Genomic DNA, 19,923 nt, shown 5'->3' with positions numbered 1-19,923 from the left:
TTGTTTGTTCCCTCGACTGCGCTAGGGATAACAAACAAAAAGGATTTTCACTGCTATCCCTAACGCGATTAGTCTCTAATTAGTGGTAATGTTGAACATCGCAACAGTCCTTCTTGTTTGGCAATTTCGGCATACGGAATTTCTTCTACCGTAAATCCTTGATCTCTTAACCAGGTATTCAATCTCGTAAAATTTCGTTCCGAAACCACTACATCGGGTGCAATAGAAAATACATTCGAATTCATGTTATACATTTCGTCACGCGTGATGTGGAATAAGTTTTCTTTCCCAAACAAATTCACCAAATACATATAATCGGCTTCTTCGCGGAAACCACTTTTGTAAATGATTCCTTTATTAATTCCGACTGGCTGAAAGCAACAATCCAAATGTAAGGCATTATCGCGTGCTTCAATTTTAGATTTCACCAAATCAAACTCTTTGACAATTTTGTGAGGAAACAAGTGACGAATATACTCCACTCCAGCCATATTGGTTCGAGCGGTGATGTAATCTTTATAATCAGAACCTTTATACGTTCCGATGAAAATATAATCATTCCACAACATTACGTCTCCGCCTTCTATGTGTACTTCTTCAGGCGGACGCACTACTTTATCTGGATTTATCTGATCAATCACGTATTGAATCGCATCCAATTCGCGTTCTCTATCAGGTAAAATATTCGCTTTAACAAACGTATTATCGATTACAAATCCGATATCACGAGTAAAAATTTGATTGTAGTTTTCGATCATTTCTGGTCGGTATACTGTGACATCATATTTTTGAAACACTTTGTTAAACGCTTCCATTTCAGCCACCATATCGGCTTCTACCGGATAGGTTCCGGCAAGAATGTGTTCTAATGATTTTGGATCGTAAGCTTCATCTGCGGTTGGTGTTGGTCCGTTGTGTACTGCAGAACCTAACACTACTGCCCTCAATCGTGAGGTTTCGTTTTTTACATTTAAGTGTAGCATAAAATAGCTTTTGGCTTGAGGCAAATATAAAAAAGCTCCGTTGATTAACGAAGCTTTTGTTTATAACTATTTGTATTTAGTTTTTAATTAATTTTTCGGTTAAGACATTTCCATCATCCGAAAGAATATTAATGATGTAAATACCGTTGGAATACCTACTTACATCGACTTGGGTGTTAACCGCACTTTCAACATTTCGTTCATACACCACTTTACCATCGATGGTTGTAATTGAAACTTTATGGAAAGCTCCGTTAGTCATTACAATATCAATTATACTGCTAGATGGATTCGGAATAATAGAAAAACCTCTAGAAATTTTAGTTAAATTAATGGTTTCATCTACTGGAATTTGGGCAAATGGACGCGTGTTTTCTTCCTCATTTTTGTAGGTATAATTACCCGAGCATCCTTCTGGATAGGCAGCGAATTGAGCACCCAATAGTGCTTCAAACCCAGGGTTTAACTCTACATAGTTAGCCGCATGATATACTACTCCATTTCCAACTACATTATTTCCAACAGAGACAATATTAGAAGCCTTAATCCAATCGGAACGTTCTCTTAATATGACCGATGGTGCCGCTAAATTATTATGGTCATCGGCTGGCGATTGCAAGGTTAATATTGGCAAACAACAATTGTTAAACGTCACATCGGGCCCTACATTGGCCGAATTATCGGAAATATCATAATGAAAAGTACCCGCAGGACAATTGACATTAAAAGTTGCATTAACTTGAAATTCGAAATTACCCGATGGTGTGGCGCCAAAAATACTTGGAGACACAGTGAAACAAAACGTATTGGTACCTAGCTGGGTTGGCGAATGTATTGATCCAATAAGAACACCGCCTTGCATGATGTCTAACGATAATGTATTTAAAGTTGCATTTAAAGGCGTTTGATATGTGCCACAAACTTGGAATGGCGTATTGTTTACTGTATCAGGACAATTGATGTTGGTGGGATCCAAACTCAAAGCTCCCAATTGAGGTGCCGAACAAATGGTTCCACAAATGTTATCTACATATACCGTTCCGAAATGCGCCGAAGGTTGACAGTCGCTTACGGTAAACTCAATGGTTCCTGGTTGATTCATAATATCAGCCACATTCAATCGAGCACAAATCCATCCTGTGTACAAAACACGTCTTCCGCTATTCACATAAATTACATTAAACAAACAATTGTCTGGATCAGCAATAATACAAATCTCATCCACAATATTATGATTTTGATCTAAGACTCTCACTCTAAAAAAAGGTTGAATAGGTTGACCATGAGCTGGTTTATTATCCATTATTAAAGAGAAATTAAAATCTATTGTGGGTTGATTAATGCTCGGAAAATAACGAGAAACCGTGGTTTGATCTGACGAACCCAATCCAAAAGCATTATTCAATTTCACACATTTAGAACCACCACTGGGTGCTAATGTTGGTACGTTAACTCCCAATCCGGCAAGTGTTGGATCAAATTGTTGGTACCCAGCACTTGTGTTATTAATCATTGTGATGGTTGAATTGAAGTTGTTGGTAGATGGCGTTACCACATTGGTAGCTGTTAAAGCTGTTGGTGTGGCACACGACAAGAAAAAAGCACTTCCAGAGGCTGGTTGAGGATGTGGATCTGACCAAAAAGAATAGCCTGCTGTTCCGTCTTCAAAGTCGCCATTCACACATTGCTGTTTTAATGTTGCGGGAAGTGGAGCAGCTACATAATTAGCTCTTTTATCTGGATTTTGGCTGAAAAATAATTTTCGCAATTCATAAATCTTAGTACTCTGAATTGCTTTGTTTAGTTCAGCATCGGTAAATTCTTCTTCATCTTTAAGATGTTGAATAACTTCGTTGCTAACTTCAGTCGATAAATTGTAATTATTAAGATTATCATTGATGAATTTTTCAATTTCTATTTCTGTTTGTTCGGCTTTGGTTATTCTGTTTTTCTCGGATTGAATGTATTCGTTTACTTGAGCAAAAACAGCACTGGAGCTAAAGCAGATAAAACAGAACAATACTATTTTATAGATCTTGTTGCTCATGACTATTTGGTTTTTTCGATTAAAGCCTTAACCTGAAGTTTCAACTCTTCAATTTCTTGATTGTGTTTTTCGATTACTTTATTTTGCGCTTCAATTTTTTTATCTTTTTCGATTAAATAAAGTGTCAATTCTTCGATTTTCTCCATGTGTTTTGCTTGCATTTCGGCAATATCTAAACCGTTTTTAGACAATTCGGTTGCAGAAGCCACACCTGGTAAATGCTTGTTTTCTTTAATAAATTGTTCCACTTCAGACAATGGCATTAATTTGTAATCTTCTGCGAAAACATAATCTGCCCAATTAGCCGAACTTCTCAAAGCTACTTTTACTTTTTCTGTTAAAATTCCGCCTTCTACAAACAATTTATAATTTCCGGTAGCATTTGGATACACTGCTGTAGACCCGATATACATTTTACCATTGACAGTACTTGTTGCTGTATTGAACCAAATATTTCTATCATTCATATCCACTACTCGGTTTCCATTTACTGTTGTAGCTTGATTAATAACGCCATTATTGGCATACAAACTGGTGTCTTGCGAGCTAACAACATAAGGTGTTGCAGTAGAACCATTCCCAGTAACTGACACATTTGTACCAGCCGTAACGGTTGTAGAAGGAAGTACAATTGAATTTCCATTTGCAATTGAAAGTGTATTTCCTGTTAAGGTTAACGATTGATTGTCGGTATCGGTGTAGGTTGGAAGCACTACTGTATTTCCGTTAGAAATAGTAAGATTATTTCCAACTAAACTTAACGATTGAGCATCTGTATCTGTAAATGTTGGTAGGGTAAACGACCCACCATTATTAGATAACGTTATTACATTTCCACTTTGCGATAACGTTTGTAATTCATTAGTAACGCTTCCATCAACTTCAACAAATGGAGGAAGTTGAACAGAATTTCCATTAGAAATAGAAAGCGTATTTCCTTGTAATGCTAACGTTTGTGCATCGGTGTCAGTATCGATAAAAGTTGGTAATACAAAAGAGCCACCACCATTTGACAACGTAATGGTATTTTCACTTTGAGATAATGTTTGAATTGGACTTATTGGTAACGTTACCGGTGTAGCAGCAACGCCATTAACGGTTGTAACCAACTGATTGTTGTTGATGGTGTTTGAAATCGTGTTTACAATTGGAGCTGTAGACGCAATTCCACTCACAGTACTGGTCATTGTGTTGGCACTAGAAGTCAATTCGTTGGTTACCGTTGTTCGAGGCAAATTCTCCAAAACAACATCTCCATCTGTAGTAACACTTAAAAATTTAGTATTAGATGTTCCAACTGGAGGATTGTAAGCACTAGTTAAATTGGTAAAACGTAGCCCTGAAGTATTGTTAGCATCACTTCTTATTTCAAGAGTGTTTTTTGGAGTTGTAGTATTGATACCTATTAATCCTTGTTTAACAGATGAATTATCGGCACTACTCACTCTATTCATATTGTATCCAAAAATAACATTACCAATATTCAAAATATTGTCATTTAAAGGATTGGGTTGAAAAGCAGTATTAATACTTGTGTTATTTCCTAAAAGAATATTGCCATCACCTCTATCTCCTCCTGCACTTTCTCCGATTGTTATATTTTTGGTACCTGATTTTACGCCCGAACTATTTCCTATGAAAAGGTTGTTTGAACCAAAACTTGTTGAATATCCAGCACGTGCACCAATGAAAATATTATTTGAACCTGACTTTAAGAAATGACCTGTATAATATCCAAAATACAAGTTTTTGTCACCTGATGATAAATTGGTTCCTGCAGCTTCACCAACAAAAACATTACTTTCTCCAGTAGAGGCACTTCCAGCTGAATTTCCTATTCCTATATTATAGCTTCCTGAAATATTGCCACGCATGGCCCATTTTCCCAATGCTATATTACTGTTACCTGTATCATTCAACTCTAAAGAGGCATTACTTAAAGCAATATTATCACTACCTAAAGTATTTTTAAAAAGTGCACGGTAACCTAGAGCAGTATTTGAATTACCGGTTGTATTTCTGATTCCAGCTTCTGCACCAATAAAAGTATTTCCAAACCCTGTGGTATTGTAAGTTCCTGTATTAGTCCCAACAAATGTATTCACAGAACCAGAAACATTATTCATCCCAGAATTTTCTCCAATAGAAACATTATAAAAATTCAAATTATGATTGGAATTACTTCCGGCTCTAATTCCGATGTTAACATTTGAAAAACCACCTTGTCCGGATGTCAGTCCGTAAGAAGTATTTACAAAACCTATTTTTCCGCTAAAAAAATTATTTCTTTTAAAAACCAAATCCACATTATCTGTAGTTCCAATAAAGTTAATCCCTGGTGTAGTTCCTGCATTTCCATTTACCTTCCAAAAGAAACTAGTTGGTACAAGATTGTTTACTGATGCATTTCTTTGTAGATGCCCTCTATTAGTTATTTCATTCTTATCTACTGAAGTAGAATCAACTTGAGCGTTACTGACAGTAACCATTCCAAAAAAAACAAAAGTTGAAAGCAAAAAGTAGTTTTTCTTTTTCATAGTAGTAGGGTTTAAATTATTAAAAAAGCAATTCATTTTAATTCTTCAACGATTCGAATTTGGGGTTTAAACCGTTGAGTCTTTTTTAAAAGAAAAATTCAAGCATTTTTGAATCTGTTATTTTCTTTCTCAAATATATAATAAACGTTTTAAATAAAATCGTTTATAAACACATAAAATCGATAAAAAGCACATTTTATAATTTCAATAATATAATTTTCCTACAATATAAAATATCTCTTATTTTTTCACCATTTTGGTTTTATTTTAAAAGATTATTTTACTAAAAAATGGGCAAAAAAAAACTTCTTGTTTTCACAAGAAGTTTTAAAAAAGTATTTTTAAATAAATTATCGTTTATCCATTGGTACAAAATCTCTCAAAGGATATCCTGTATACACCTGTCTTGGTCTTCCAATAGGCTCCTTATTTACACGCATTTCTTTCCATTGAGCAATCCATCCTGGAAGGCGTCCAATAGCAAACATAACGGTAAACATTTCAGTAGGAATTCCTAAAGCACGGTAAATAATACCTGAATAGAAATCAACATTTGGATATAATTTTCTAGATACAAAATAATCATCTACAAGCGCTGCTTCTTCTAATTTTTTAGCGATTTGTAGAATTGGATCATCAACACCCAAAGTTCTCAAAACTTCATCAGCTGCTTTTTTAATGATTTTTGCTCTTGGATCAAAGTTTTTATACACACGATGTCCAAATCCCATCAAACGGAAAGGATCGTCTTTATCTTTAGCTTTAGCCATGTATTTATCAGCATCTCCACCATCTTTTTGGATGGCTTCCAACATTTCTAATACTGCTTGATTAGCCCCTCCATGCAATGGTCCCCAAAGTGCAGAAACCCCTGCAGAGATAGAAGCAAACAATCCAGCATGTGATGAACCAACAATTCTAACCGTAGAAGTAGAGCAGTTTTGTTCGTGGTCGGCATGAAGAATGAACAATTTGTCTAAAGCAGCAACCACGGAAGGATTTGCAGCGTAAGGCCCTGTAGGAAGTTTAAACATCAATTGCATGAAATTCTCTACATATCCTTGAGTGTTATCATAATAATTTAGTGGATAACCCATCATTTTTCTGTACGTCCAAGTAGCAATAACAAGGAATTTACCCATTGTTTTACACACTGCTTCATACATTTCTTTTTCATTTTCAACATTCACAACTTTAGGATTAAAAGCAGTCAATGCTGATGTTAACGAAGACAAAACACCCATTGGATGCGCTGTTTTTGGGAAACCATCGATGATGTTTTTCATTTCTTCGTTTACTAAAGTGTATTTACGAATGTCGTTTTCAAACTGAACTAATTGCTCTTTAGTAGGTAATTCTCCGAAAATAACGAGATAAGACACTTCTAAAAAGTCACCTTTTTCTGCTAAGTCTTCAATAGCATAACCTCTATAACGAAGAATTCCTTCTTCCCCATCAAGAAATGTTATTTTACTTTCGCATGAACCAGAATTTTTATACCCTGGATCTAAAGTGATAGCACCTGTTAAATCGCGTAGTTTGTTGATGTCGATAGCTGGCTCATTTTCGCTTCCTATGATAACAGGAAACTCAAATTTTTTACCATCGTACTCTAATATGGCTGTTTTTGACATGATATAAATTGAATTTTAAGTCTGAAAAATTATAATTTAACAAATTTATGGAATTTCAAATGAATTAAAAAAGAAATACAGCAACGTTTTCGTTAATTTTTCTATAAAAAATGCAAAGTTAATATACAAACCGACTACATTCAACTAGCAAGTTACTCGTGAAGTTTTTTATTTTCAAAGACATACTGTATGACAGCATTGACAAACAACTTATTTGCAACAAACCATTAACTGATGCATCTATTTGATAAAATATTATTATTTTTGGTTAGTGAGGCTTTAAGAGAACTAAATCCTTTCGTCTGTATAAAGTGTATTTCACAATACAGAAGTTATTTTGAAACAAACCTATGGAGGAAATTAGACAAAAAATTAACGCTCTTTTAGAAGAATCTTACACTATTAGAATTAACAATCTTGACCAAAGCATCAAGACGACTGAAGCTGCCTTGCATTTGTGCAACCAAAATGAATTAGACGACCTCAAAGCTAAAGCTTATTCACAACTATCGTTGTACCATATGATTACTGGTAAATACGACGAGTCTTTTAATTTATCGCAAAAATGCATCCAACTCTATGAAAAATTGAATGATGAAAAAGGGTTGGCAGATGCCAAATACAATTTGGCTGGTTTTTATTATAAAACCACTAATTTCCAAATGGGTGTGGTCTATTTAATCGATGCCTTGATTGTTTATAAAAAACACAATGATTACCATAACATTTCTAAATGTGAAAAGTCGTTGGGCACTGTTTATGATTTCATGGGAGATGAACAAAAAGCCATTCAGTGTTACAAAAACGCCATTAAAGCAGCCAAGGAAATTCGCGACCTGAATCTTGAATCCAATGCTTACAACAATTTATCTGGTATCTACATTAAAAACAATCAAGTTGAATTAGCTAAAACCCTCATCAAAAAATCTATCGATATCAAGCTAAAAGGAAACGACTTCAGAGGTTTAGGATTTGCTATATATGGTAGAGGAAAAGTATTCTGGGCCGAAAAAAAATATCCTGAAGCTATTGCTGATTTTAATGAAGCAATTACTATTCACACACAAACTGGGGAAAAACTAGGACTGGTGATGGCCTATGCCAAATTAGCAAAGTTATACTTTGAAAGTAATGAAATTAAATCCTCACTTAAATATGCGTCTCTCGGATTAGAAATATGCAACACCTATACCATTTCTATAATCAAGTTCAAACTATTATATTTATTTTATACTCTTTACAAGGCTGAAAATAATTTAGAAAAATCGTTGGAATTTTTAGAACTATATTTGATTGAGAAAGAAGGCATTCACAACGCACAAAACTTTAAAGTAATTGAAAATTATGACTTATTGGTGCGGATGCAAGCGCTACAAAAAGAAACTGAATTTCAAAAAGAGAAAGCCATAATTATTGCCAAAAGTAATAAGGCCGTTCAAGAAGCTAAAATCAAACAAGATTTTCTCTCAACTATGAGTCATGAAATAAGAACGCCTTTGAATGCCGTAATTTCTATTTCTAATATGTTGAACGAAAATTCTAACTTAGAAGACAAATCGTTAATTGAATCGCTACAGTTTTCTTCCAATCATTTAATGCAAATTGTTAACAATATTTTAGATTATACTAAAATTGACTTGGGCAAAATGAAACTGGACGTGCAATCTTGTAAAGTAAAATCATATTTAGAAAATATTTGGAAAACCTACAGTATTCAAGCCAATGAAAAAAATATTGATTTTAAACTAAAAATTGACGAAGCTCTTTTTGACTATTATTTATTGGACGAAACAAAAATTACTCAAATTCTCGGAAATCTAATCAGTAATTCGATAAAATTCACCGATATTGGTTCTATAAAGCTAGAGGTAAAAGTTGTAAAAAAAGGACCCGTTTTTGACCGAGTATTGTTTAAAGTTTCGGATACTGGAATTGGTATTGAAAAAGAAAACTTGGATAAAGTATTCGAAAGTTTCTCGCAATTAAAATCGGGAATTACTCGTAAAAAAGACGGAGCAGGTTTAGGCCTGTCCATCACCAAAAAACTAATCGAACTTCACGACAGCGAAATTAACATTCAAAGTATTTACGGAAAAGGTTCTTCTTTTTCCTTCGAATTAAAACTCAAAAAATCACAAAATTTAGAGCAAAACAATCATGTAAATTTTAAAAATGACATTGACGGAATAAAAGTATTGCTGGTTGAAGACAATGCAATCAATGCCATGATTGCTCTTAAACTGCTCACCAAATGGAACATTATAACCGATCATGCCAGAAACGGATTGGAGGCAACTGAAAAAGCTCAAGTTACACAATACGACTACATCTTAATGGACATTCACATGCCTGTTTTGGATGGATACCAAGCGGCTAAGAACATTCGAACACTAGAAAATCCTAACAAAAAAACGCCTATATTTGGTTTAACTGCAGATATTGCTGCCAAAGACAATACCGACTACAATTTTTATTTTAATGACTTCTTGTTAAAACCTTTTGAAATTGAAAAACTAAAATCTGTACTTAGCGGCCTTTAATTTTCTTCCAAAAAAAAACCACCCATTCCTGATTATATTCCAGAAATCGGTGGCCACTCAATTATCAAACAAAACTATTCTTTTAGTATTTTTATTACTTTAGACCCATAGTCAGTGGTTATTTTAAGAAAGTAAACCCCATTCAATCGTTCACTAATATCCAACGAAGCTGTAATTGCATCGGTAACATTCATTTGCAACAACCGTCCGAATACATCAAAAAGTTGAACGGATTTAATAGTATTTGTAGCACTGATAGACACTAAAGATTGGGCTGGATTTGGATAAATCGATACCGATGCATCAATACGATTTTGTGTTAAACTCAAGTTTTGAAAAGTGGTGGTTTCAATAGCGGTAGTTGCAGTACTATTTGGCAGTAAACCAATGTTAAAATTAGTGCCATAATCAAAAAATATTTCGGCATTTGTTGATACTGATTGCCCAGCTGTTAAGTTAGAATTGGATGCAATTTTCAACAAAATCCCACCGTCACCACCTGGACCACCAATGGCTACATTACTCAAATAAAAAAGTGCTTCTGTATCTTTTACTCTTACCTCCAAAGGATGTGATGAATTTAAAACTTGAAGTGAATTCAAATCATATTTTGTAGGATCAAACACCGTTTTAACTACCACATTTGTAGCAACGGCATTGCCATTATTTACAAAATGCAAATCGTAATGAAGGTAATCCCCTATATGTGATGCTTCTTCTACATTACCTTCCAAACAAGTTAGAGTATTGGCAATTGTTGCCCCAACAGTTTGTTTATAATTAAAAGTGTTATCGCCCACAGTTGTGGTTTCTGTAGCTCCCAAAATATCCGTGATGGTTGCATTAAAATTGAGTAAATTCCCATTAGGATAACTCGAACTAATACCCAAAGTCACTTGATAACTTCTGGTTTCAAAAGGCAATAAATCCGAAAAATCTAATGATACTTGTCCTAAAGTTGCTAAAGAAGCATTAGGATTGGTACAACTTACTACTGTCATATTAGCCGCATCATAGGTAAAGACAACCGTTCCGGTTACTTTTTTAGACCCTTTGTTTTTGTATGTTACTTGATAATCGGCAGCGGTTCCTGAAATGGCATCCGATACCGGATTGACAACTACTTCTAAATCGGGTGATGGAGACGCAATTGGTGTTAAAACAAAATCGTGAATGACATTGGTTCCTAATGCACCCACATAGGCAGTAGGCACATTAAAAATGCTGTTATCTTCAATTACTGGAACTATCGAAAAACTACCTGAAGTTTGTGTGGTGTAAAATACATACTGACCGTTAGCATCCGTAGTAGTTTGCAACACATTGGATCCAATAACACATTGCACTTTTATAAATGGAAATCTAGGATCACCAGCATCAATACCGTCGCTCAATACATCAAACACAACAACGCCCGATAACGTAGTATAATTTCCTCCAGGTGGAGCAGTACAAAAAGAATTTACAATTGGAGTAAAACTGCCTAAAATAGAATTGATATAACTCACTTGTGATTCGTCTATACAGATATACGACAACCCATTATTACTACTGCCGTTAAAATTGATGGTATCGGCATTGTTTCCATTTTTAGCATAAATTGTTATCAATTGGTTGTCAGAAACATCTGTACTTAAAAGATATGTTAAAGCAGATATATCTATAGTCGTTAAATAATTATGATTGGCCGTTAGATGTCTTAAGTTGGTTAAGCTTGAGAGGTCTACACTACTCACGATATTTTGATGAAAATCCAAATCAGTCAAATTGGTAAAATAGGCTAACCCTTCTAAATTATTAATAGAAGCACTTTCCAATTCTAATTCGTATACTACTGCTGCTTCGGCATAACTGATTTCATTATCTAAGTTCGTATCTATTTTAATATTGATTCCGTTTTGGTCTTTAGCAATATTATTAGATGCTGATGCCAATAGTAATTTATTCTTGAAAGCTGTTCCGTTGAATACAATATTTTGAGCCGACATTATTCCGGTCAACAAGAGTAGAAATAAGTAAAATATTTTTTTCATTGTTCTTGTGTTTAAGTTAAACTGGAGCATTGTATTAATTAATTTTTTTTGATAATATGTCTTGTAACATTTCTCTTTTTCTTTGAGAAACTGGCAATTGTTCGTCATTGTGCATCAATACAAATCCGTTTTCCTTTTTTATATACGACTTGACGTAGGCTAAATTAATTAAATGCGATTGGTGTATTCTAACAAAATCATATTCCGACAACAATTCTTCGTACTCTTTTAGCGTTTTAGAAATCAATATTGGTTTTCCTTTTTTAATAAAAAACTTAGTGTAATTATCGTCACTTTCACACCGAATAATATCATTGATGTCCAACAAATGAATGCCGTCTGAGTTGGATAATGCAATTCTTTTAAAGTTGTCGGCTTTTTTACGAATGTTTTCTAACAATAAATCGATGTGTGAATAATCGTTGTCTTTTTCTAATACATTTCTAATTTTACTGATTACCTTTTCTAATTCATCTGGTCCGACGGGTTTCAACAAAAAATCTAAGGCACTAAATCGAAAGGCTTTTATCGCATAATGTTCATAAGCGGTGACAAAAACAATGTGTGTATTTACTTTTCCATTAATTTCCGCCAACTTTTCCAGCAAGTCAAAACCGGTTCCATCATTCATTTGAATGTCCAAAAAAACAATTTGTGGGTGGAGTTCGTTCAATATCTCAACGCCAGTTTCAACACTGTCTGCCTCTCCGATAATGGTAATATCAGGCGCATATAATGAAAGAAGACCTTTCATTCCTTCTCTTAAATTTACATCATCATCAATGAGTACCGCTGTTATCATGTTTTGTGTTTTCTAAATTAATTATTTTGCAAACAAATATTGCAATGGCAGAACGAGCATCGCTTTGGTTCCAAGAATTTTACCGTCTTCTTCTAACTGTTCTATGACTACTTTGGCTTTTTGTGCGGTAGTTTCTTCCATCATTTCCAATCTTTTTTTGGTGATATCTAGTGCCATCGACTTGTGCATAGAAACAAAACTTTCTTTCATCGATTTGGATTTATCAATACCGATTCCATTGTCAGTTACTACACACACTAAACTTTCTTTTTCTATGTAAAAATCTAAGGTAATAAATCCCTCATTAGATTTCGGTTTCATACCGTGAATAATTGCATTTTCAACAAACGGCTGCATCAACAAGGGCGGTAGCGCAACATCATCTTCTATTTCTTTACTCTTGTTGATTTGAAATTGAAATGAGTTGTTGAAGCGCAATTGCTCCAATTCCAAATAATTCTGTAGACTTTCTATTTCTTTGTCAATTGGAATCAACGTTTCTTTAGAATACTCAAGGGTCAATCGCATCAATTTTGAAAATTTAGCCAAATACTTGATGGCGGCTTCGGTACTATTTTGCACAATAAAACTAGAAATAGAACCCAAACAATTGAACACAAAGTGTGGATTCATTTGCAAATGCAACGCTTTTTGTTCGTATACAGCCAATTCTTTTTCGAGAGTTAGTCTTCGTTTTAATTGCACTCTATTATACATTAAAAAGGCCATACCTGAAATCAATAAAGAAAGTAAAATAGCCAATATTAATTTGATTTGATTGGTCTTTTTTTGCTCCTTATAAACCAAGTCTTTTTTGATTTGTTCTTCTTTTTGGAGCATTTGTTTGCGATCAAAATCGAAATTCATTTCGGCCCGAATCGAATTTTTAATGGTTTGTGCATTGGTAACGCTATCTTTAGCAATACTGTATAATTTGTAATGCTTTAGTGCCTCAACAACATTATTCTGTTTTTCATAAATTTCACTCAAGGTTTTTTCAAACACTTGAATTTTATCCAATGTTTTTAATTCTTTGGACAAAACCAATGCTTTTTCAGTAAACTGTAGCGCCTTTTGATACTCTTTTTGTTGCAAATAAATTTCTCCCAAAATGGCATATGAATTGGCAATCCAGAATTTATTCTCGATGCTTTCAAAAATTTCTAGCGCCATATTGGTGTACACTATAGCTTTATTATTTTGATACAAATCTTTATAATACAAAGCATAATTATAGTACAACTGCGCTAATCCGTTTGGATTTGGAAAGGTGTCAAAACAATATTTGGCTTCTTTAAAGCGCTCGAGTGCTTTTACATAATCTTTCTTTAGTAAGTAAATCAATCCGATATTGCTGGTGGTAGTTCCTATATTTTCATCATCCAATTGTTCTTGAATATCCAGACATTTTTCATAGTACACCAAAGCCTTAAAGAAATCATTTTGCGATTTATAAATGACTCCTATATTGTTGTAAACTCGGGCAAGTTTTTGTAGGTTTTGTGTTTCCTGAAAAATCTTCAACGATTTGAAATTGAACAAAAGTGCTTTATCATAATTACTTTGTTCCATAAACACATAACCGATACTGCCGTATGCACGGGCCAATCCATTTTTAATTTCTTTGGTATTTTCGCTAGTACCTGATACTAGTTCATTTTCAAAAATAGTTTGTGATTTAGAAAAACAATCCAAAGCTTTGGTATAATTTCCCAAAATAATGTTGGCGTTTCCCATATGATGGTAAGCATTTCCTTCCTCTACTTTATATCCGATTGATCGAGAAACTTGTAGGGCTTTAGCAGCATATCGAAGCATCAATTTAGGATTGGTGGTGACATATTGATTGGCCAAATTATTGAGCGTTTGGGCTTTAACAATGTCGCTTTTAGTAGTTTTGAGTTGAAGCATTAAACTATCAATCGCTTTATTTTGTGCCGAAGCAAACAAAGAAATGAACAGAAATAAAAAAAGTAGTTTTGACTTCATAATGCAAATTATAGAAACAAAAATAAACTTTACATTTAAATAAAAAGATTTAATTTAGAATTCGATAGATTTCATCGAGAATTCGATAAAAGTTGCATTTAAATCAATAAAAAAACCCGACTGGATGCAGTCGGGTTTCAATGTCTAAGTTTTATCTATTTTTGCTTAAAAGCTTTCAAACCAGGGAAATACGCTGTATCGCCCAATTCTTCTTCTATTCTCAATAACTGATTATATTTTGCCATACGATCCGAACGAGAAGCCGAACCTGTTTTAATTTGTCCACAGTTTAAAGCTACAGCTAAATCGGCAATGGTATTGTCTTCTGTTTCTCCTGAACGGTGTGACATTACCGAAGTATATCCTGCATTTTTTGCCATGTTAACTGCAGCAATGGTTTCCGTTAAGGTTCCAATTTGATTTACTTTCACTAGAATTGAATTGGCAATTCCTTTTTCAATTCCAGTTGACAAACGCTCAACATTGGTTACAAACAAATCGTCTCCAACTAATTGAACTTTATCACCAATCAATTCGGTTAAATATTTCCAACCGTCCCAGTCGTTCTCTTGCATTCCGTCTTCAATAGAAATGATAGGATATTTTGAAGCCAATTCTGCCATGTATTCAGCTTGTTCTTTAGACGTTCTGATTTTACCATTAGGCCCTTCAAATTTGGTATAATCGTATTTTCCGTCTACATAAAATTCAGAAGCCGCGCAATCTAGTGCTATCATTACTTCGTCTCCAAATGTATATCCTGCATTTTCAACCGCTTTCTTAATCGTTTCAATAGCATCTTCTGTTCCACCAGCTAAATTTGGAGCAAATCCACCTTCATCACCAACAGCAGTTGACAAATCTCTATCGTGTAATACTTTTTTCAAATTATGGAAAATTTCTGTTCCCATTTGCATGGCGTGCGTAAACGAAGTCGCTTTCACTGGCATAATCATGAATTCTTGGAATGCAATTGGTGCATCCGAATGCGAACCACCATTGATGATATTCATCATTGGAACTGGTAATGTATTGGCAGAAACACCTCCGACATAGCGGTATAAAGGCAAGTTTAGTTCATTTGCTGCCGCTTTTGCCGCCGCCATCGAAACACCTAATATAGCATTCGCACCTAAATTCCCTTTGTTAGCAGTTCCATCTAAATCAATCATTAATTGATCGATTAGATTTTGTTCAAAAACAGATACTCCTAATAATTCAGGAGCAATTTTAGTATTTACATTTTCAACGGCTTTCAACACACCTTTTCCCATGTAGGCTTTTCCGCCATCACGAAGTTCTACAGCTTCATGCTCTCCGGTTGAAGCTCCACTGGGTACAGCAGCGCGTCCTAAAACACCATTTTCGGTTACTACATCAACTTCAATAGTAGGATTTCCTCTAGAATCCAAAATTTGTCTAGCGTGTACTTTAATAATAATACTCATTATTTATGTTTATTTATTAGTTAGATAATTGCATATTAGCTAAAAAAAGCCTCACAAATTTAAGCATATCTCAAAACTAAATCATTGCTTTTTGTAAAAACTTATAAACTCAATCGATTTAGTTGTTTAAAAAGCGCTTCAAATAGTAAGATGTTATGAGATCATTTTTGATTTAAAATTTTTATAAACTTTATCTTACTTTTGTATGTAAATATTGCATTTTATCGATTTTTATTGCATTTTATAGATACTTTATATCTGTCAAAATACTAAATTTATTTATTTTTAAACTTTGATAACCCCAATTATTACATTTGAATATGGAAAATGAAATTCATACAGAACGAAAACCAGACCTAAAAAGCATCAGTAAATTAATTGCTTTTTGGTTTGTATTCATTTTAATTTTATTGTGTGAAACCACCTTTGCTCAAGATTACAGAAACGCTAAAGCCTATATCAATGACTTTGGTAAAAATGAATTATTTGTTAAAGAATCGTTGATGGAATATTCTACTTCAATTATTGATGCAAGTCCAGACTCACGAGTTCAAAGCACTTTGGAACGAATTTATACCAAACTTGAAGATATTAATATTAATTTACTAAAAAATGATTTAGGGATTTCTGACAACAAAGGTTCAAGAGATGTTGGTTTGCGGGATGCTTTTATCAAGCTTAACAACAAAACCATAACTTTATTAAAAAACAAGTCGCTTAAATTAAACGATTACAGAGTGCAAAGTGGGTTAGATTATTCAGAAATTTTTAAAAATTTCTCTTACAAGGAATCGGAAATCTCAAAATACTATGCTGAGATATTGAATTATGAGAGCGCTAAAAGAGATTTCGGATTAAAATACAACATCTTAATTCGTAACTATAACAAGAGAAATGTCTTCGAATATAATGCCTATCAAAACCTAATCTTTTACAAACTAAATGTATTAGACGACAAGTTGGTACAACTTTTTAAATATCGAAATACCGATGACGTTGTTGAATGCACTAATTTCATAACCAGCATAGCCGAAGAATCATTAGTAAAAACCGATATTTATAAAGACGATTTTATAGACAAATCGTTAAATGACATCAACATTGAATTCATAAATTTCATATTGAAGCAAAACGAAACTTTATTGCCATTATACCAACAATACATTGCGGTTTACGATGATTTTCAAAAAATTAAAAGTAAGTTTTTGGAAAGCAATGACGTCATAAAAGTAGAAGATTACAACAATGAAGTTAGAAGATACAACGATACTAAAAATAAATTCTTTGATACTTTATATGAAAATCAAATCAAAAAAAGTGATTTATTAAAGCGATGGTATTTAACCAACAGTGACTTTTTGAAACGAAACATCGAATTTGAGAACTTGTATGATAAATTCACAAATAACGACTAACCTCTCACAGATTTCTATACAGTAGAAATCTTTTTTTTGTATAATTATGTAATCTTTAATAAATAATATGTAAAAAGAACTGCTCACAACGAGAGTACCTTTACATCAAACAATTAAAGATTGCAATTATGAAAAACACTTACTTAAAATCAGGAAAAAATAAAACAAAAAGACAAGTAAATTGTTTTATGTTCTTTTTATTGCTGTTGTCTTGTGTTGCCTTTGCACAAGAATCAAAATCAGTCGGGTACCGCACCATTGAGGCTTACTTAAATGATTTTTCTAAGAACGAACTTTTTGTAAAGAAATCTCTTCAAGAATACTCTGCTTCTATTATGGACAATCAAATGGAAACAAGATCTCGAGCTACTGCAAACAAAATCATTGACAAACTTAAATCGATCAACACTATCCTAAAAATTAACGATAAGGGTTTTGAAAAAAACACTTTTTTACGCGATAGTTTTATTCGAATGAACGAAAAAACAATTGAGTGCATGGCCAATGGTACCCTGATTATGAATGATTATATTAATCAGTCTTCGTATCCTGTGAGTCAAATTATTGAAAATTTAAACCGAAGAGAAGATAACTTAAATAGCTATTTTTATGAACTGAGAAGATACGAAAAAAGCAAAAGAGATTTTGGAATGCAATACCATGTAATAATCAAAACTTTTTCGGGAAATAATATTTTTGAGTATAATGCCTACGAAAATATTTTATTTTACAAAATCAATGTTATAAATGCGAAAATAAATGCTTCCATAAACCAAATAAGTTGCAACGATTTTACAGAGGCAATGTCGGCTTTAGATGCTATTTATGAAGAAACCAATACCAAAACTAGCACTTACAAAGACAATTATGCCGATGTTTCGTTAAACAATGCTACCCTATCCTATTGCAATTTCATTTATAATCAAAAAAACAAAATTACTTCTTTGTTCGATAGTTTTATGGACGAATACACTAAACTTCAAAAATTGAAAAGTGAACCCAATCAGAATACAGAAGCCTTTTTATCTCAATACAATTCTGTTGTAAAATCTTATAATCAAAAGAAAAAAGAGCTTTTTGATGTAGTCGAAATAATTCAAAAAGATAAAGAAACTTTCTACACCAATTGGCAAGCTGTTAATAGAGCCTTCCTAAAAAACAATGCAAAGTTTGAAAATTTGTATGATAGTTATACTTATGTAGATTAAAACAAAAAGGATGCAAATGCATCCTTTTTGTTTATACAACTTGAAGTTGATTTTTCTTAATATTTTCTACAAACTCATCAAACAAATAAGACGAATCATGCGGTCCTGGACTTGCTTCTGGATGGTATTGCACTGAAAAACAAGATTTCGATTTCATGCGCATTCCGGCAACGGTATTGTCATTGATATGGTAATGCGTAATTTCTAAATCAGAATGAGAATCAAGTTCTTCTCTATTGACTGCAAAACCATGATTTTGAGAAGTGATTTCACCTTTACCTGTTAATACATTCATCACAGGATGATTGATTCCTCTGTGTCCATTGAACATTTTATAGGTTGAAATTCCGTTTGCTAAACCCAAAATTTGATGACCTAGACATATTCCAAAAACAGGTTTGTCAGAAGCAATCATTTCTTTTGCTGTTTCTTGCACTTGAGTTAAAGGTTCTGGATCACCCGGACCATTGGATAAAAAATAACCATCCGGATTAAACGCTTTCAACTCATTAAAGGACGTATTGTAGGGAAATACTTTGATGTAACAATCTCTTTTGGCAAGATTTCTAAGGATATTTCTTTTGATACCTAAATCTAAAGCGGCAATTTTATAGGTGGCCTTTTCATCTCCGAATAAATAGGGTTCTGATACTGAAACTTTGGAAGCTAATTCCAATCCTTTCATATTGGGAACATTTGACAATTGATTTTTTAATTCTTCAATAGATGTCCCATCAGTTGAGATTACGGCATTTTGGGCACCGTTATCACGAATATAGCTAACTAAGGCTCGTGTATCTACATCAGAAATGCATACTAAATTTTGTTTTTCAAAATAATCATACAGATTACTCTCAGAATCTGGTCGAGAATGATTGAAGCTAAAGTTTTTACAAACTAAGCCTGAAATCATGATTTTTTCAGATTCAACTTCGTTGGCATTGACACCATAATTCCCGATATGCGGATTGGTAGCTACCATTATTTGTCCGAAATAAGAAGGATCAGTAAAAATTTCTTGATAACCCGTCATTCCAGTATTGAAACATACTTCCCCAAAAGTGGTACCTGAAATTCCGATTGATTTACCATAAAAAATGGTTCCATCCGCTAGTAGTAAGATGGCTTGTGGTCGTGTTGTGTATTTCATTGTAGTAGTTAGTTGTGTTTTGCAAATTTAGGATAATCTTTTATAATTCTAAAGTCGATTTAGTAAAGTTTATAAACATTCCTTTGGATGGCTCTCTAGCCCTGATTGGATGGATGCCAATTTTTATTGGCAGGAAG

Annotated in this window: 12 protein-coding genes; 3 read left to right on the top strand and 9 right to left on the bottom strand. The window is 33.5% G+C overall.

What is annotated here, in order from left to right; genetic code table 11:
• Positions 1-68: 68 nt before the first annotated feature.
• The 4 genes from ACODSI_RS05900 to ACODSI_RS05885 all read right to left on the bottom strand — a co-directional run bounded on the left by ACODSI_RS05900 (position 69) and on the right by ACODSI_RS05885 (position 7,201).
• Positions 69-983, bottom strand: a complete 915-nt coding sequence (locus ACODSI_RS05900; RefSeq protein WP_488915910.1) for a dimethylarginine dimethylaminohydrolase family protein — start codon at positions 981-983, stop codon at positions 69-71.
• A gap of 76 nt (positions 984-1,059) precedes the next feature.
• Positions 1,060-3,030 (bottom strand): T9SS type A sorting domain-containing protein, encoded by a 1,971-nt coding sequence (locus ACODSI_RS05895; protein ID WP_488915909.1) that lies wholly within the window; start codon positions 3,028-3,030, stop codon positions 1,060-1,062.
• Between the two features lie 2 nt (positions 3,031-3,032).
• Positions 3,033-5,567 carry a hypothetical protein gene (locus tag ACODSI_RS05890; protein ID WP_488915908.1) on the bottom strand — a complete coding sequence of 845 codons (2,535 nt, stop codon included), beginning with the start codon at positions 5,565-5,567 and terminating at the stop codon, positions 3,033-3,035.
• A gap of 350 nt (positions 5,568-5,917) precedes the next feature.
• Complete coding sequence (locus tag ACODSI_RS05885; RefSeq protein ID WP_488915907.1) at positions 5,918-7,201, bottom strand: citrate synthase; 1,284 nt, start codon at positions 7,199-7,201, stop codon at positions 5,918-5,920.
• 350 nt (positions 7,202-7,551) lie between these two features.
• Here ACODSI_RS05885 and ACODSI_RS05880 point away from each other — a divergent pair, with 350 nt between their 5' ends.
• Positions 7,552-9,741, top strand: a complete 2,190-nt coding sequence (locus ACODSI_RS05880; RefSeq protein WP_488915906.1) for an ATP-binding response regulator — start codon at positions 7,552-7,554, stop codon at positions 9,739-9,741.
• 74 nt (positions 9,742-9,815) lie between these two features.
• On the opposite strand, the gene ACODSI_RS05875 is transcribed toward ACODSI_RS05880, so the two are convergent.
• The 4 genes from ACODSI_RS05875 to eno all read right to left on the bottom strand — a co-directional run bounded on the left by ACODSI_RS05875 (position 9,816) and on the right by eno (position 16,013).
• A complete protein-coding gene (locus tag ACODSI_RS05875; protein WP_488915905.1) occupies positions 9,816-11,774 on the bottom strand; it encodes a T9SS type A sorting domain-containing protein in 1,959 nt (652 codons plus the stop codon).
• 34 nt (positions 11,775-11,808) lie between these two features.
• Positions 11,809-12,576, bottom strand: coding sequence for a LytR/AlgR family response regulator transcription factor (locus ACODSI_RS05870; protein WP_488915904.1), 768 nt, complete (start codon positions 12,574-12,576; stop codon positions 11,809-11,811).
• A gap of 21 nt (positions 12,577-12,597) precedes the next feature.
• Positions 12,598-14,565: a tetratricopeptide repeat-containing sensor histidine kinase gene (locus tag ACODSI_RS05865; RefSeq protein WP_488915903.1), complete on the bottom strand. Its 1,968-nt coding sequence runs from the start codon at positions 14,563-14,565 to the stop codon at positions 12,598-12,600.
• Between the two features lie 155 nt (positions 14,566-14,720).
• A complete protein-coding gene (gene eno, locus ACODSI_RS05860) occupies positions 14,721-16,013 on the bottom strand; it encodes a phosphopyruvate hydratase (RefSeq protein WP_488915902.1) in 1,293 nt (430 codons plus the stop codon).
• 320 nt (positions 16,014-16,333) lie between these two features.
• Here eno and ACODSI_RS05855 point away from each other — a divergent pair, with 320 nt between their 5' ends.
• Together ACODSI_RS05855 and ACODSI_RS05850 are read left to right on the top strand one after the other, a co-directional pair.
• Positions 16,334-17,428 carry a hypothetical protein gene (locus ACODSI_RS05855; RefSeq protein WP_488915901.1) on the top strand — a complete coding sequence of 365 codons (1,095 nt, stop codon included), beginning with the start codon at positions 16,334-16,336 and terminating at the stop codon, positions 17,426-17,428.
• Between the two features lie 128 nt (positions 17,429-17,556).
• A complete protein-coding gene (locus ACODSI_RS05850) occupies positions 17,557-18,636 on the top strand; it encodes a hypothetical protein (protein ID WP_488915900.1) in 1,080 nt (359 codons plus the stop codon).
• 31 nt (positions 18,637-18,667) lie between these two features.
• Here ACODSI_RS05850 and carA read toward each other — a convergent pair whose 3' ends face one another.
• Entirely contained in the window at positions 18,668-19,786 is a 1,119-nt protein-coding gene (gene carA / locus ACODSI_RS05845; protein ID WP_488915899.1) for a glutamine-hydrolyzing carbamoyl-phosphate synthase small subunit, read from the bottom strand.
• Between the last annotated feature and the right edge of the window lie 137 nt (positions 19,787-19,923).

This window comes from Flavobacterium sp. FG139 (genome assembly GCF_057809695.1).
Note: the sequence above shows the minus strand (reverse complement) of the source record. Positions and strands in the feature narration are given on the sequence as shown.

Coding starts and splice junctions, on each gene's coding strand:
- ACODSI_RS05865 (WP_488915903.1), bottom strand. CDS start 14,565: ATGAAGTCAAAACTACTTTTTTTATTTCTGTTCATTTCTTTGTTTGCT.
- ACODSI_RS05885 (WP_488915907.1), bottom strand. CDS start 7,201: ATGTCAAAAACAGCCATATTAGAGTACGATGGTAAAAAATTTGAGTTT.
- ACODSI_RS05900 (WP_488915910.1), bottom strand. CDS start 983: ATGCTACACTTAAATGTAAAAAACGAAACCTCACGATTGAGGGCAGTA.
- ACODSI_RS05870 (WP_488915904.1), bottom strand. CDS start 12,576: ATGATAACAGCGGTACTCATTGATGATGATGTAAATTTAAGAGAAGGA.
- ACODSI_RS05890 (WP_488915908.1), bottom strand. CDS start 5,567: ATGAAAAAGAAAAACTACTTTTTGCTTTCAACTTTTGTTTTTTTTGGA.
- ACODSI_RS05875 (WP_488915905.1), bottom strand. CDS start 11,774: ATGAAAAAAATATTTTACTTATTTCTACTCTTGTTGACCGGAATAATG.
- eno (WP_488915902.1), bottom strand. CDS start 16,013: ATGAGTATTATTATTAAAGTACACGCTAGACAAATTTTGGATTCTAGA.
- carA (WP_488915899.1), bottom strand. CDS start 19,786: ATGAAATACACAACACGACCACAAGCCATCTTACTACTAGCGGATGGA.
- ACODSI_RS05880 (WP_488915906.1), top strand. CDS start 7,552: ATGGAGGAAATTAGACAAAAAATTAACGCTCTTTTAGAAGAATCTTAC.
- ACODSI_RS05850 (WP_488915900.1), top strand. CDS start 17,557: ATGAAAAACACTTACTTAAAATCAGGAAAAAATAAAACAAAAAGACAA.
- ACODSI_RS05855 (WP_488915901.1), top strand. CDS start 16,334: ATGGAAAATGAAATTCATACAGAACGAAAACCAGACCTAAAAAGCATC.
- ACODSI_RS05895 (WP_488915909.1), bottom strand. CDS start 3,030: ATGAGCAACAAGATCTATAAAATAGTATTGTTCTGTTTTATCTGCTTT.